The following is a 13,931-nucleotide window of genomic DNA, read 5'->3' as shown; positions in this document are numbered from 1 at the left end:
AGAATCCCGCGCGAGGGGATTGGGGTGGCCTCGCGCGGGTAAGCAAGCGCGTCCGCACGGTGGGGAGGGGTCGGGCGCGGTAGCTCCTATTGAGGAAGCTCGATTTCGGCTTCCGACGGGATGCGGAAGTAGGTCTCGGTCCAGTCGGTGAGTTTGTGCTCGAGCTCGCGGGTGATGGCGCCGTCGAGCATGCGCCAGGTCCAGTTGCCGCCCAGCGTGGCAGGGGTGTTGATGCGCGCCTCGTTGCTCAAGTTGAGCAGGTCCTGCATGGTGTAGATGCACGTGTCGCTCACGCTGGCTGCGATGGTTCGGTTGAGCGCGTCGGAGATGGGTTCGCCGGCCTGCTGATGGGTGTACAGGGCTGTCTGCTCGCGCTGACGCGGGGTAGCCGTTCCTTCAAACCAGCCGCGTGCCGTCTCGTTGTCGTGAGTGCCCACGTAGGCGACGGTGTTGGCAATGTAGTTGTGCGGCAGGTAGTACGAGTTGGTGCCCTCAAAGGCAAACTGCAGGATCTTCATGCCGGGGAAGCCCGAGTTGTCGCGCATATCGATGACGCCGGGGGTGAGGAAGCCCAGGTCCTCGGCGATGATGGGCAGCGTGCCGAGCTTTTCCTCGAGTGTCTTGAAGAGCTTGAGGCCGGGACCCTGCGTCCACGAACCGTAGGACGAATCAGGCGAGGAGAACGGCACCTCCCAATAGGCCTCGAAGCCGCGGAAGTGATCCAGGCGGATGACGTCGTACATGTCGAGGGCGGCGCGAATGCGGCCCTCCCACCAGGAGAAGCCGTCGGCCTCCATGGCGTCCCAGTCGTAGATGGGGTTGCCCCAGTACTGGCCGGTGGCCGAGAACTGGTCGGGCGGCGTGCCGGCGACGCTCACGGGATTGCCGGCGGCGTCGATCTTAAAGAGCTCAGGTGTCGCCCACATCTCGACGGAGTCGCGCGAGACATAAATGGGCAGGTCGCCGATGATGAGAATGTCGCGCTCGTTGGCATAGGCCTTGAGGCGGCTCCACTGGCGATCGAAGAAGTACTGCGTCATCTGGTGGTAGAGCATGCGCGCCGGATGGTCGGCGCAGACCTTGGCGGAAGACTCGCCGCGGGTACGGAGCTCCGCGGGCCACTCCCAAAACGCCTTGAGACCGCACTCCTCTTTGACGGTCATGAACTCACAGTAGGGGATGAGCCAGTCCTCGTTGGCCTGGATAAAGTCATCAAAATCGGCCGGCTTGTCGGCAGCAAAGCGCTCAGCGGCTCGGTCGAGAATCTGACGGCGGCCGCCAAAGATAGCACCGTAGTCGACATTGCTGGGATCGGAGCCCAGGTACACGCCGTCGATATCGTGCTGCTCCAGATAGCCGGCCTCGATAAGCTCGGCAAAGTCGATAAAGTTGGGGTTGCCCGCACGGGCCGAGAACGACTGATAGGGCGAGTCGCCATAGCTCGTCGTCGTAAGGGGCAGAATCTGCCAGTAATGTTGTTTGCACGAGGCAAGAAAATCGACGAAGTCGTAGGCATTCCAGCCAAAGCCGCCGATGCCGTAAGGCCCGGGCAATGACGAAACGGGCATCAGAACACCGCTTGCACGCTCCATGGATGCACTCACCGTCCTTTTGAATAAGGGGCTGCGCCGTAGATGGATAGACGGCTCGTCCCGAGTTTCCATTTCTATTGTCCCTATTGTAGAACATGTTGTTTAAACATGTATATAGAGAATGAAAAAGTTGCCGAATTTCGGTGAATGGTAGTGCGCCATAAAGACGATATGAGCAGAACAATGTGAGCCCCTGCTTCGTATCGTCTTTTGATTCGTGGGCCAAGGCTGACAATGGTCGTCGTCATTAAAATCCGGCAGCCAGCCAGGTTGCCACAATGCGAGACTGGCTCACAATGCCACATGTTGCCTCTATTGGCCTTGAGGTGCACGCCCGCAGCATCAAAGGATGCGCCTTCAATCCGTTCACGGGCGAGATCGGCGGGAAGCCCTTTCTCCTACGACCCCGCCTCCGTCGCCGACTCGATCCTTTCTATCGAGTCGCCCGGGGCAGTCTACGAGTCCGGCGTCACCGGCTTTCCCTTCTGCAGGGAGCCGCGCTGCCTCGGCGTGGACTGCGTCATCGGCGCGGTCTCCAAGATGCAGAGGCCCGCGGCCGACAAGCGACGCAAGACCGACAAGCGCGACGCCGAGTTTTCGGCCAAGCAGCTCGCACTGCACGAAATCGTCGAGGTCCACGTCCCCGACTGCGAGTGCGAGGGCGCCAGGGACCTCTCCCAGGCCCCCGCCGATGCCCGGGAGAGGTTACCGTGTTACCGTCAAGCAGCGCCTCTCCAAGTACCTGCCCAGGAATGGGCAGTGCCACCCCGGCGGAGACGACCAGAGAAGGAGGCTCGGGACGTGGACCAGGGCGCACTGGGCCTGGATCGAAGCCGCGGAGATGGCCGACCCCACGGCCCAGCAGACCCTCGACTGCTATAAGGAGCGCGTCAAGCGGGCGGTAGACGAGAAGAAGGACCTGGAATCCAAGGTGGAGTCCCAGTCGGAACAGCCCCGATGGAAGCCGACGATGGACGTGCTCAGCTGCATGAAGGGCATCGACGTCGTCATCTCCGCTGTTAGTGTTAGTGTATTTTTCACCGTTCAGTTTAATGCTACCACTGACAGTTGAAACGCCTGTGGAAGGGATAGCCTTGTTGGACGGGGACTATTCGTGATAGTATCGCGCCGCAACATCGAGGCGCGAATCGCCCATGTGGTGGCAGTGCGAGTTTCGTGAGGTGTGGTGTGGACGGGACGCAGCGTTTTATGGGTCTGGCCGGTCCGACTGGTGTGCAGTTCTGTCGGGCCGGCCGAGATTGGTGAAGAGATCGCGTTGTTGAATGAGCGAATTTTACAAGCAGCTCTTCAAGGCGCTCTGGGCGTTGGCTAGGGCTGCGCAGTCAATCGCATGCAGCGATAGGCGAGGTGATTGCTCGATGGGTTGGCGACTAGTTTTGTGCCGTACTTGCCCCGGTGCCGTCGTTATCTGCCGAGTACCAGAATGCGTAGGCCGCAACGACGGCATCGTAGACGGCTGCAACTACGTTATCCACGACGGCTGCGAAGTTGACTACAACGGGAATGGGGCCGGTTTTGGAATCCATCTTCTCTACTTCTGGGGTCTCGTACATGGGAACATCTCCTTAGAGTTGGGACAGGACGCTCAGGTCGCCTAGATCGTCATCGATTAGGTCGATATAGAGGTCGCCGTCCATATTGATGTCTGCAATCAACGATGAGATCTCTTCCATCTCGTCAATCGAGTGCATGCGATTGGCCAACGCGGTAATAACGGGTTTATCCCAAACGGTTGCCATTCCGGCATCGTAGTATTCCTGAAGACTGTGTTTGCGAACGTTTCCAATGATGAGAGGTATATAGGGGGATACGACGATATCGCCATTGGCGTGGATGGCCACTTGGTCAAATTGCATCTGCAGCTGGGGGAATCTGACCAAGTGGTCGATGGGGTCGCCCCACTCAAACATGAAGTAGCCTCGATAGCCTGGATCGTATCGAAGGTCGTTGATCGTGTTGACCAACCGACGGTATTGATTATTTGAAGGGCGAATTGTGCGGTTTTTTCGGGCTCTGCCGAGGAGCATAAGTGGCTGAACTCGAAGGTCAATTCGGTCGGTCCTGCTCGACGATTTCAGCTTGTCCCGGAGCATCGTGCAAACTGGTTTGAAATCGTCGACATTAAATGATGTTGGACAAAAGGCAATCGAAAGGTGCAGCGAAGTTTCGTTCAGCGTGATATCGATGGCGTCTAGTACCCGGTCGTATAGCCCCGGGAACCCCCGCATATGTTCATGAGAATCACGTAGGCCATCGAGGCTAAACTGTATGCCGTTTAAACCGGTATGTTCGAGCTCATGCCAAGTAATTGAGCTTGCGAGCAGTCCGTTTGACACGAGGTTGCATTTGACGCCAGATGTGCTGAGCCGCCGCAAAGATTCGACGACAAGATTCTTGCGCAGAAGGGTCTCGCCTCCGCAGAAGCAGAAGCTAAAGGGGTGCATTTGACAAATCGAGTCGACGAGTTCGAGGACTTCGCTATCGGATAATTCGTTTGCGAGGACGTCGTTTTCTCCACTGTTGTTGAAGCAGTGTAGACAACGAAGGTTGCATTTGTTTGTAATGTCGAGCGCAACGCTGTGAGGCGCTCCGATTATTGCTGTCATGCTCATTATTGCTCCTTATCGAGCGGACGAACAAATAGCTTGACGTCGCCCGAGTCGAGTTCGTCGGGCAGGGTGCCGACTAAGAAGAAGCCAAGGTGCTGGCTGGAACGGTCAAGTTGCTCGGCAATTGGGGTGGAATTAGGCGCATCTATTCTGAGCGTGCGGTAGGCTTTGGGAGCGGAAGATTCGTAGTATTCTGCAAGACGGTCGAGCACGCTGGCAAGCAGCGTAGGGCTGCAATTGTAAGACGTTTTGTTGTTTGACGATTAGGCTGTTATTGAAGGAGTGGACTTGAGTGATGGCGATGTCGGACGTTATAGTTCCAATGGTGGGGTCATGCCTGCTGCTGGTGTTCGGAATAATGATGTATCGAGGCAAGCTCACGGGATTGCTTGCTGGAATGTCATCGCTATCGGGAGGGCGTTTAGAGGAGGCAAAGCGGACGGCCGAGACTCTAGGTGTAAACCGAATGATGGGGGTGGCTATAGTTTTCTCCGCAATATGCCTTTTTCTCTCGTCCCTTTTTCCGGACAAAAGGGCGATTTTCGGTCTGATGGTGGCTGCCGTAATAATCGCCGCACTTGCCTATGTAAATAGGGAGTCTATTCGTATGTATATCAAGGCGAAACGGAATCCTGGGCATCGCAACCCGCGATAGTGTTTTGCGAGGATTAACAATAAGGAGTGTATGGGAGCGATTAAGCGGCGAACTAATTCAGTTTTGGATAAAAGGTCGCTTGATGGGGGCTGGCATGTTTAAGAAGACGGTTAACGAGTTATTTCGCTGTAAAGGGTCGCGGCTTTTCGTGATTCTCATGTCGGTGAATTATGCTCTCTCGTGCGTCATGCCCGCCTTAAACGGTGGGTTTGTAGATTTTCTCGTGACGAATAGGGATCCATCTCGCGTCGTATGGTTTGCGGCTTTTGTTGCGGGCATAGGGATATCTGCTTCCTTCATGTCGTATGCGATGGGCGTGAACGTATCGCGCGTCATTTTGGAGATGACTACGAGACTGATGGGGGCCACGTGTGAGTCGTTTGAACGAGGGCCCTTGGAAAAGGGGGAGCAGGCGGATTCATCCTATACAACGCAGAGGGTGTATGCGGATTCGAATGCGGTGTCATCGTTTGTCGTGAACAACTTCCTGACAATCGGGCTTAACATCATTCTGATTGTGTTTATTTTCATCATTCTGTTTTCAATTAACCCGGTGTTTCTGGCGTTAAGTACATGTTCGCTTGGGGCATACTTCATTTTATTTAGGGTGTTGAAAAAGCCGCTGTACAACAGTTCGCTTGCGAACAAAGAGGGGTTGAGCAAGCTGTTCGCATCCGTGAGCGGCGAGCTGTCGCAGTTGTTTGACATTAAGTGCGATGGGGCATATGACCAGAGTGCCCGTACGCTCAAGGGGGTATTCGAGGGGTACTACCCGATTTACATGAAAGCAAGTAGGGTCTCGAATCTGGCCACCTCGAGCGACGGCCTGATCTCATCTGTGTTCCGGGGAGCGTTGCTTGTGATCTCCGGAATGGAAATATTAAGCGGAAGAATGAGCATTGGCGAGTTCACAATGGTGAACTCGTATTACTCGATGGCGTTCGGATGCTTCAAATATTATTTGAATTATTTCAAATCATATCAGGACGCGAGGGCCTCGTTCGACCGATTGGAGGCTCTGTCGGAAGGCGCCGAGGACCGCGGCACCATCTCGGTTGGGCACGTGGAGAGCATATCGTTGTCCAACATCGCGTACCGATATGCGGGAAAGCCCTACTTGTACCGCGATCTCTCCGTGGAGGTCGAGAGGGGGAAACCTATACCATTACCGGGCCGAACAGATGCGGCAAAAGCACGTTTCTGAAGGTGCTTCTTGGACTATATTCTGCTGGGGGACATCGGACTTTGGGGTCGGTGCCATATGAAGAGCTCGATATGGAGACGATCCGACATGACCTGTTTGCGGTGTGCCCGCAAAAGCTCTTTATTCCGAATGAAACGGTGGAACACTATCTTGAGAGGGCATCGATTCGGGGAACGGGCGAGCATCTCTGCGAGCTTGTGCCGAGTTTCTGCCGAACCGTCGAATCGTTAAAAGGTAAGAATTGTAGGGACCTTTCTGGTGGAGAGTATCGGAAGCTAAGGATAATCTCAGCACTTTGCAGGCAACCGGAAGTGCTTGTGTTTGACGAGCCGACGAATGATTTAGACGAAGAAAGCCGTCGGGAGTTCACGGAGTATGTCTCTCGAAACCCCTTTAATCAGCTAATTCTTGTTGTAAGCCACGATCAGGATTTGATTTTGGCATGCGATAAGAAACTGGATTTAAATTTCGACTCGAAAGATGGGCAATGCTGATGAGAAACGCTTGGAGTTCGGGATTGCGCGGCGTGAAGCGACCCTCTTCTTATCGAGTTCGTTACAATGTAGGAAAAACAGTAAGTAAGAAGACCTCTGATTGCTTTAGGAGGAGCTGTGGTGAATAGCGCCCAGAAGATCGATAAGTCCATCCAGAAGATGATGACTCTCGGAAGAAGGCTTGGGATTCTGTTTACGGCGCTGTTTATAGCGGTGTGTTGCTGTTCGGTGGTGGTGGTTATTTCCATTGGGCTTATGGCTGCTCAAGGAAACCTATATGATCCATCAAAGACGGTTTCCGTAGTGGTTCCTTTGATGTATCTTCTGATTTCCGGAGGGGCCACATGGACCCTGCGGGGAATCAGCATGGACATGGCTCATGGCGAATCGCCCTTTACCCTTTCGCATGCTCGAAGAATCTCGATTATCGGGTGGCTGTTTGTTGCAGCAGCAATAGGTGACCTCTTGTTTTCTCCGGGGTTTCTTTCGATAGTGATTGGCCCCTTCGACTTGCTGGGGAACGCCTATTCGATGTTTGAAAACCTGGCCCTGCCCATAGATATTGGTGCTGTGCTGGGGGCCGTTTGCTGCTTCTCGATTTCTGCGATATGGCGCTACGGAGCTCTGCTTCAAGACCAGACCGAGGATTTGGTGTGAGGGGCGGCATGGACTATCTGATTATTGAGCTTGAAAGCTTATTGCTTCGACGCGGAAAGACGAGTACGGATATCATTCGGGCGACCGGGCACACACCGGCAAGTATCTCAAAAATACGAAATGGCAAGGTGAAGGCAATTAGGTTAAAGACATTGCTGGATATTTGCGTAGAGCTTGATTGCCAGCCTGGCGATCTTATTAAGCGCGTCAACGAAAGAGAACTTGAGGAACTGGCGACGCGGCGCGCCCGCAACGCGCTGAGCAGGGCGACCGCGACGGATGATGACCCGGTCCTGGAGTCAGATCATGTTTACGTGGTCGATCTTAGAGACGACTGAGGCTGGAGAATAAAAAAGTATTGAGCAGGTGCAGCCCGTGAAAACAACGGTTTTCACGGGCTGTTCATTCAACGTCCTGCAGTGGCCTGTATTTCTCGCCGCGTCACTGGGGAACGAGAGAGTCATTTCCTGTGCTGGATGCAGGGGTGTGCTTACCTTGTGTAATATATAAATAAGCTTATATTGAAATATGATACATATTGAATTAGAATAACATTATCAATTCGGTATGCAAGGAAAGGAGGGAGAGATGGATTGGATTAACGAGCCGGAGGAAGGCGTTGCACCCGCGTGCGGCAACTGCTTCTTCTACGCGCACGGGGGATGCACGAAGAGGTGCCCCAATCAGTCCTGCACGTTCCGTTTCTAGGGGGCAGAGATGAACTGGCTTTCTACCGCGAAAGGAGGGGAATGAAATGGAATGGATTACCGAGCCGTCAGCCGGGGCTGAGCCCATGTGCAACAATTGCTTCTTTTACGCGCACGGCAGCTGCAGCACCAAGTGTTCTTCACAGGAGTGCACTATCCGCTAAAAGCGGATAGTGCACGCCGTACGGCGTGCACAGACTGTTCAAAGATATTTTGGCCAGCAGCGCCTGAGGGGCGATGTGGCATTGCAATATGGGGGGGCGAACCGACGTTACCTATAACCCCGCACAATTGCCATGTCGTCCCTTTTTATTGACGGGGAGGATGTCGTCCATGCGGGAAGTCCCAGTTGAATTGCGTGCCATATCCAAGAGATATGGCGGGTTTGAAGCGGTTAAATCAGTCTCGTTCTCTTTAATGGAAGGCGAGCTGTGTGCACTCATTGGGGAGAATGGTGCCGGCAAGAGCACGTTAATTCGATTGATCACGGGGCTTTCGGAGCCATCGTCAGGAACGATCTCGATGTTTGGGCAAACCGGGAGACGTGAAATACGGAGCTGCAGGGAAAGGCTGGGTTATATGCCCGACCTCAATGCTTCGTATCCTAATCTGACCGCGCGAGACAACTTGGTCGTTCGCTGTATTGAGTGGGGGCTTCCCACCGATCGTTCCATCGACGGTGTGTTATCAACCGTCGGTTTGGGGGAGGCCGGCGGGAAGAAAGTGAAGAACTTCTCAATGGGAATGAGGAGGCGTCTCGATCTGGCCATAGCGTTGCTGGGCGATCCGGAGCTGTTGATCCTGGACGAGCCGACAAACGGCCTGGATCCGATGGGGATAGTCGAAGTAAGAAAAATCCTTACGCATCTTAACAAAGATCAAGGTAAAACGATTCTCGTATCCAGCCACAATCTTGAGGAGATGCACAAGCTGGCAACTGATTACCTCTTCATAAGTCATGGTCGCCTCATTCGAAGGATGACCGCACCTCAGCTGGAAAAGTCATGCCGCGGTGGTTTCGTGTTGCATGTGGACGATCTGGAGCGAACGAGATCGGTTCTCGGAGATGAGACCTCACATTCTTTTCTGCCGGACGGCAGCGTCCTTATGCGCTATGAGGAGAAAAAGGAAGGGCGGGGCATTGCAATCGAAGCGCTCTCGACCGCAGGTGTGAGGGTTGCGGAGGCGTATTCTCATAGGAAGAGCCTTGAGGAGTTTTATTCGGAGCTCATCGGTCGAGAGAGCGAGCTGTGATGAAACGCGAGTTCATCTCAGCTTTTCGGAGCGAGGTATGGTTGCTCGCCAGGCACCCGGCGACCGCTCTGATGATTGCGCTTGCGGCTGTGCTGTATGTGGTTGCGGCTGCGACTTCGTCTGAGGTGCTGATCATGGTCGCCGGTGATGACCCGTATACGCTTGGAGGGGCTATAGGTTTTATTGGAAACCTAGTGGATGCAGGGGACGTTTTGGGCTCTGTTGCCCGGACGTCTTTTGCGTCTACAGTGGTCTGGATTCCGGTGACGATTCTCTACGCGGTTTACGCTACGTCGAGAGACTTTGAATCCGTGGCTTACGCCGTATCGAGATCGCGAGGGGTGTCGCAGGCGGCGATTGTGATCACGAAGCTGTTGGTGAACTGCACTCTGGTCGGTGCCGTGTATCTTCTTTCTACGACTGCGCTGTATTTAACCAAGATGGCCCAATGGGACGTTGGGGCCTCGTGCTCAGGGTTTGCCCAATTTGTATCGATTGCGCTGATGATCGCGCTGCTGCTCATTTCGATGTACGCCGCTACCTTCGCCCTGTATTTGCTCACGAGGAGTGTGGTGGCGAGCAGCGTCGTTGCAATAGCGGTTTCGACATTTGTGATGGTGTGGTTCCCAAGTACATACGGAAGCGGTCAGCCCAGCTTGCTGCTCATGCTCTCGCCCGTGTATTACCTGATGAACCTGTGTTCCCTGAGTATGCAGAATGTTGGGGTAATTCAGGTTTTGCTGTATGCGGGCGGCACTGTGCTTGTGTCGGTTGGAGTTGCGCTCGTCTCGCTATTTGTAAGGACGGCGGTTCGATGAATCTTGGGATGTCGGTCAGGGCGGAACTGTTCCGCGCAAGGAGAATGAAACTCGCCGTGATAATAGCGCTGATGTATTTGGGCATCGCGGGGATTTATGTGTTTGCCGGGTCCGGCGCATGGGTCTCCGCAGGGGGAGAGGGCCAGTTCTTTGGCTTTTCCGCCGATCCGGGCTATCTTTTCTCGATAGGGGTTGGGCCAACGGGTATCTCTTCCTGGCTAAGTGTCGTCTCCATGGCGCATACGGTGTTCTTCCCAATCGTCTCTGTTGTTGTGGCGGGGACGCTATTCGGTGATGCGACGAGCGTGTCGGCAAGGGGAGTTTCGATTGCTCGGGGCTTCCGCAGCTGGCAGCTGTTTGCGGCAAAGACATTGGCTTGCGAAGTGTATACGCTGTGCCCCTACATCGTGTTTACTCTCGGTGTCGCTGCGGTCTTTGCCGTGTGCTCCGGAAGCGGTCTAGACAGCCTTACGGTTGGTAATGTGACCTCGGCACTCCTGTCGAATATCGTTATAGACGCCGCTTATACGCTGATGGTTGCGGTTGCATATGAGGTGTTCAGGATCAGATCTCTTGTGTCGGGAGCCTTGCTGGTCGCAACGTTCGCGGGCCTTGTTATCGCGATGAGTTTCCCAACCGTTTTACCCCCGGTTCACATGGCTTATTGGATGAGGGCGTGCGGGGCTGCCGGCGGGACGGTCCTGATGGCTGCATGCGGCCATGCGGTCATCGTGTCGCTCGCATGTCTATTGCTGCTTTCGTGCAGTTTTTATCGAAGAAGGTAGTGCGCTGGCGTATGCGCAGCGTCTGAGGGTCGATATGGATTTGATTGGAAATGGAGATGGTGCGAAGTGAAACTGTCGCAATTTAATGTGGTGCATGAACATAACGGAAGTCTTCTTATCATGAATGCGCGAACCGGCGGCATCCTGTCGTTAAATCCGGAATACGCGCAGAAATTCAAAAGGATTCAAGAAGGGGACGTTCGAGATGCCGATGATCTTGTCGCGGAGCTGATAAGGGGAGGCATCCTAGTCAATGAGGAGAGGGACGAGCTTGGGGAGATCAGGTTGCAAAGTCGCGCCGCGCGCTTTGCGAATACTGCTCTGTCCCTTACCATTGCGCCAACGATGGCTTGCAACTTTTGCTGTCCCTACTGCTATGAAAAGGGACAGGCGTACACGACGATGGGCGAGGAGGTTTTGACACAGCTCTCCAAGTTCGTGAAAGATTACTATCCTGGTATCGCAAGTCTCTCAGTTGGATGGTACGGCGGCGAGCCTCTGCTCGGAATGAAGATGATCGAACGGATTACGTCGGATCTGAAAGATGTCGTGGGGCCAACGTGTGAATATTCCGCATCGATAGTGACAAATGGCTATCTGCTGACGCCTGATGTTGCAAGGAGGCTCGCGGCATGTGGTGTGACGAGCGCGCAAGTGACTATAGATGGATCGAAGTCGGATCACGATTCGAGAAGGATTCTTCACGACGGAAGCCCTACATACGAACGTATTCTCAAGAACGTCAAAGAGTGTGCCGACATCATCGATATTTCGATAAGGAGCAACGTCGACAAGACCAACATCGAGGCCGCTCAAGAGCTATTGGATTATCTCGAGCTAAATGGCCTGATGAATAAGGTTCACTTCTATTTAGCCCCTGTTGACGATATCAATCAGGTATGTGCGAACGACAGCCACTGCTTTACTGTAAAAGAGTTCTCGTATGAGGAGACTGAGTTTTATAAAAGGGCAATTGCGCGGGGCTTCAAAGTTCAACCTTTTGGTGGGACGAATTTCGGGATATGTTGCGCCGTTGGAATCAACTCGTACGTGGTTGATCCCGTCGGAGATTTGTATAAGTGCTGGGATGACATTGGAATGAAGGAGCGGAGGGTCGGAACTATTTTCGAGCCGCCAATGTTGAGCAAGAACATGATTAACTGGATGGCATATGAGCCGGATGACCCGGAATGCCAAGAGTGCTTTGCTTTTCCCATGTGCATGGGAGGGTGCCCCAACCACGCCTTAAACGGTGAGGGGAAACGTTGCGTTTCCTTCCGGTATGATGCCGAGCAAAAAATGCTGCTCTCCCAGATGATGAATACGGCAAAACGGGGTGCGGGGCAAAATGAGGCTGATGCTTAATCTCTGTAGAAAATATATACTGGGCGGTCGATTCTACGCCTATCTTGTCGTAACAGTTTTGGTCGGGCTGCTTGCGCTTGCGGGTCCCTTTCTTACCGGCATAGTGGTAAACCGATTGGCGATGCCGGCCAGCGCCGATCTTGCCGCCGTTCTCGTTTGTTGCCTTATTTTGGTTGCGGTCCAAGCGGTTCGAGCGGGACTAGTGTATTGCTCAGAGATGCTGTACATCAACCTTCAGTCGCATGCGGGGTTCGGCTTAAATGCGGATACGCTTGAGCACGTGAAGCACCTTCCCCAGGCATTCTTCGAGGGCTTCAACGCGTCGTATTATAACCAGCAAATCAATCACGACGCTAATGACCTTGTCATCTTCGTAATCAACTCGGTTGTGGGGGTTTCAAGCAACGTTATCACCCTTTTGTCCGCCCTGTTTGTTCTCGGTAGCCTGAATATCAAGTTGAGTGTGGTCTGCCTTGTTCTTGCGGCAGCGAGTGCCGCTTTTTATGCGGTTTCACGCGCAAGGCTGTTTGAGAGAAGTTTTGACGTACAAGAGCAGAGCGCGAGGTTTTTTTCCTGTCTACAAGATCAGTTGGAGAAAGTTGATTTCATCCGCAAACATGCTTTGTTCGATAGGTCCCGCGCTGTACTGGTCGAAGCTTTTAATGGGCTCTATCCAACGATGAGAGCAAATCAGGAAGTAGGGTCTAGATTTACCTTTGGCAACGCGTTGGTCGCTTCCGCCGCTCAAGGATGTCTTCTTGCTGTGGGCGCGGTTGAAGTGATGGGCGGGAGACTGTTGCCTGGTTTTCTCGTGACTGCTGTTGGATATTATTCGAACTTAAGCTCAGCGGTACAGTATTTGTTGGGCTGGGGAAGGGATTACCAGACTAATCGCGTATGCTATGAGCGGCTGAAAAGAATTTGGGATGTCCCGGTGGAAGCGAATGGCAAATTGGCGCTTGGTCCGATTGAGGAAATCCGTCTAGAGAACATCAAGCTACGTTATCCAGGGGCGGAAAGGGTCGCGTTAAGCATTGAGGGGCTCGCGTTTTCCAGGGGTCGGCTATATGGAATCTCGGGGCCGAATGGTTCGGGGAAGAGCTCGCTGCTGTCAGTGATATTGGGGCTATATCCAGATGACACAGAAGGGGCCGTTCGCTACAACGGGGTGTCACAGCGTTGCATCGATCGATATGCATTGCGGCGGTGTCGAGTCAGCATTACGGAGCAAGAACCCCCTATCGTTGAGGGGACGATTCTCGATAATCTTACGCTGCTTTCTGATGATTACGAGATGGATAAGCTGAACCGGATGCTTGTCATATTGGGGCTAGACGAAATGGTTGCTTCTGTGGAGAACGGGGCAACGGCGATGCTTGACGGCGGGAAAGGAGGGGTGTCCGGCGGCGAGAAGCAAAAGATTGCAATTGTGAGACAGCTGTTGAAATCGCCGGACGTTATGCTTTTTGATGAACCGACCTCAGCACTTGATGCGAAGAGTCGAGGCGCGCTGATCAAATTGCTTCATGAAATTAAGAGAGACCATATTGTAATCGTTGTCACTCATGACGAGGAGATGCTTGCCGCCTGTGACGAGGTCATTTCGACGGCTGGATGATTATCGGATTGTGGCGTTGAAGACCAAGAAACTTGAAATGGCGTGGGCTCTGGGTAGGTCTCCACGGGTACGCCGTCGGTGCTGTACTCGACCGCCCGGCAAGAAGGTTTTATAGCGTGTTTCCCCAGAGAGGTCCCTTTGTCCGGTAGTGG

Annotated in this window: 15 protein-coding genes; 11 read left to right on the top strand and 4 right to left on the bottom strand. The window is 53.7% G+C overall.

Annotated elements, in window-relative coordinates:
• Window positions 1-86 precede the first annotated feature (86 nt).
• The gene (malQ, locus tag DWX63_RS09800) at window positions 87-1,664 is read right to left on the bottom strand and encodes a 4-alpha-glucanotransferase (RefSeq protein ID WP_255413248.1); all 1,578 of its coding nucleotides are present in this window, start codon (window positions 1,662-1,664) and stop codon (window positions 87-89) included.
• A 619-nt stretch (window positions 1,665-2,283) separates the two neighbouring features.
• Here malQ and DWX63_RS11175 point away from each other — a divergent pair.
• Window positions 2,284-2,664 carry a hypothetical protein gene (locus DWX63_RS11175; protein WP_147325427.1) on the top strand — a complete coding sequence of 127 codons (381 nt, stop codon included), beginning with the start codon at window positions 2,284-2,286 and terminating at the stop codon, window positions 2,662-2,664.
• A gap of 319 nt (window positions 2,665-2,983) precedes the next feature.
• Here the strand turns inward: DWX63_RS11175 and DWX63_RS09785 are convergent, their stop codons facing one another.
• The 3 genes from DWX63_RS09785 to DWX63_RS11170 are packed head-to-tail and all read right to left on the bottom strand — an operon-like array spanning window position 2,984 to window position 4,434.
• Window positions 2,984-3,166: a hypothetical protein gene (locus tag DWX63_RS09785; protein WP_117564844.1), complete on the bottom strand. Its 183-nt coding sequence runs from the start codon at window positions 3,164-3,166 to the stop codon at window positions 2,984-2,986.
• 12 nt (window positions 3,167-3,178) lie between these two features.
• A complete protein-coding gene (locus DWX63_RS09780; protein WP_117743778.1) occupies window positions 3,179-4,225 on the bottom strand; it encodes a radical SAM/SPASM domain-containing protein in 1,047 nt (348 codons plus the stop codon).
• Window positions 4,225-4,434, bottom strand: a complete 210-nt coding sequence (locus tag DWX63_RS11170; RefSeq protein ID WP_147324162.1) for a hypothetical protein — start codon at window positions 4,432-4,434, stop codon at window positions 4,225-4,227. Before DWX63_RS11170 ends, DWX63_RS09780 begins: the two co-directional genes overlap by 1 nt.
• A gap of 83 nt (window positions 4,435-4,517) precedes the next feature.
• On the opposite strand from DWX63_RS11170, the gene DWX63_RS11690 reads away from it, so the two are divergent.
• From DWX63_RS11690 to DWX63_RS09730, 10 genes are all read left to right on the top strand, one after another.
• Window positions 4,518-4,877 (top strand): DUF3784 domain-containing protein, encoded by a 360-nt coding sequence (locus DWX63_RS11690; protein WP_117843601.1) that lies wholly within the window; start codon window positions 4,518-4,520, stop codon window positions 4,875-4,877.
• 94 nt (window positions 4,878-4,971) lie between these two features.
• Complete coding sequence (locus DWX63_RS09770; RefSeq protein ID WP_158559678.1) at window positions 4,972-6,081, top strand: ABC transporter ATP-binding protein; 1,110 nt, start codon at window positions 4,972-4,974, stop codon at window positions 6,079-6,081.
• 2 nt (window positions 6,082-6,083) lie between these two features.
• Window positions 6,084-6,575, top strand: a complete 492-nt coding sequence (locus DWX63_RS11430; RefSeq protein ID WP_233505134.1) for an ATP-binding cassette domain-containing protein — start codon at window positions 6,084-6,086, stop codon at window positions 6,573-6,575.
• A gap of 120 nt (window positions 6,576-6,695) precedes the next feature.
• Complete coding sequence (locus tag DWX63_RS09760) at window positions 6,696-7,232, top strand: hypothetical protein (RefSeq protein ID WP_035137761.1); 537 nt, start codon at window positions 6,696-6,698, stop codon at window positions 7,230-7,232.
• An 8-nt stretch (window positions 7,233-7,240) separates the two neighbouring features.
• A complete protein-coding gene (locus DWX63_RS09755) occupies window positions 7,241-7,570 on the top strand; it encodes a helix-turn-helix transcriptional regulator (protein WP_158548972.1) in 330 nt (109 codons plus the stop codon).
• 702 nt (window positions 7,571-8,272) lie between these two features.
• Window positions 8,273-9,193, top strand: coding sequence for an ABC transporter ATP-binding protein (locus DWX63_RS09750; protein ID WP_035137759.1), 921 nt, complete (start codon window positions 8,273-8,275; stop codon window positions 9,191-9,193).
• Complete coding sequence (locus DWX63_RS09745; RefSeq protein ID WP_117564851.1) at window positions 9,193-10,011, top strand: hypothetical protein; 819 nt, start codon at window positions 9,193-9,195, stop codon at window positions 10,009-10,011. The genes DWX63_RS09750 and DWX63_RS09745 overlap by 1 nt, the downstream gene beginning before the upstream one ends.
• Complete coding sequence (locus DWX63_RS09740; RefSeq protein WP_035137757.1) at window positions 10,008-10,796, top strand: hypothetical protein; 789 nt, start codon at window positions 10,008-10,010, stop codon at window positions 10,794-10,796. The genes DWX63_RS09745 and DWX63_RS09740 overlap by 4 nt, the downstream gene beginning before the upstream one ends.
• 66 nt (window positions 10,797-10,862) lie before the next feature.
• Window positions 10,863-12,161, top strand: coding sequence for a radical SAM/SPASM domain-containing protein (locus DWX63_RS09735; protein WP_117638255.1), 1,299 nt, complete (start codon window positions 10,863-10,865; stop codon window positions 12,159-12,161).
• Window positions 12,145-13,779: an ABC transporter ATP-binding protein gene (locus DWX63_RS09730; protein WP_084591801.1), complete on the top strand. Its 1,635-nt coding sequence runs from the start codon at window positions 12,145-12,147 to the stop codon at window positions 13,777-13,779. The genes DWX63_RS09735 and DWX63_RS09730 overlap by 17 nt, the downstream gene beginning before the upstream one ends.
• The last annotated feature ends 152 nt before the right edge of the window (window positions 13,780-13,931 follow it).

This window comes from Collinsella sp. AF20-14LB (assembly GCF_003459505.1).
Taxonomy (GTDB): domain Bacteria; phylum Actinomycetota; class Coriobacteriia; order Coriobacteriales; family Coriobacteriaceae; genus Collinsella.
Note: the sequence above shows the minus strand (reverse complement) of the source record. Positions and strands in the feature narration are given on the sequence as shown.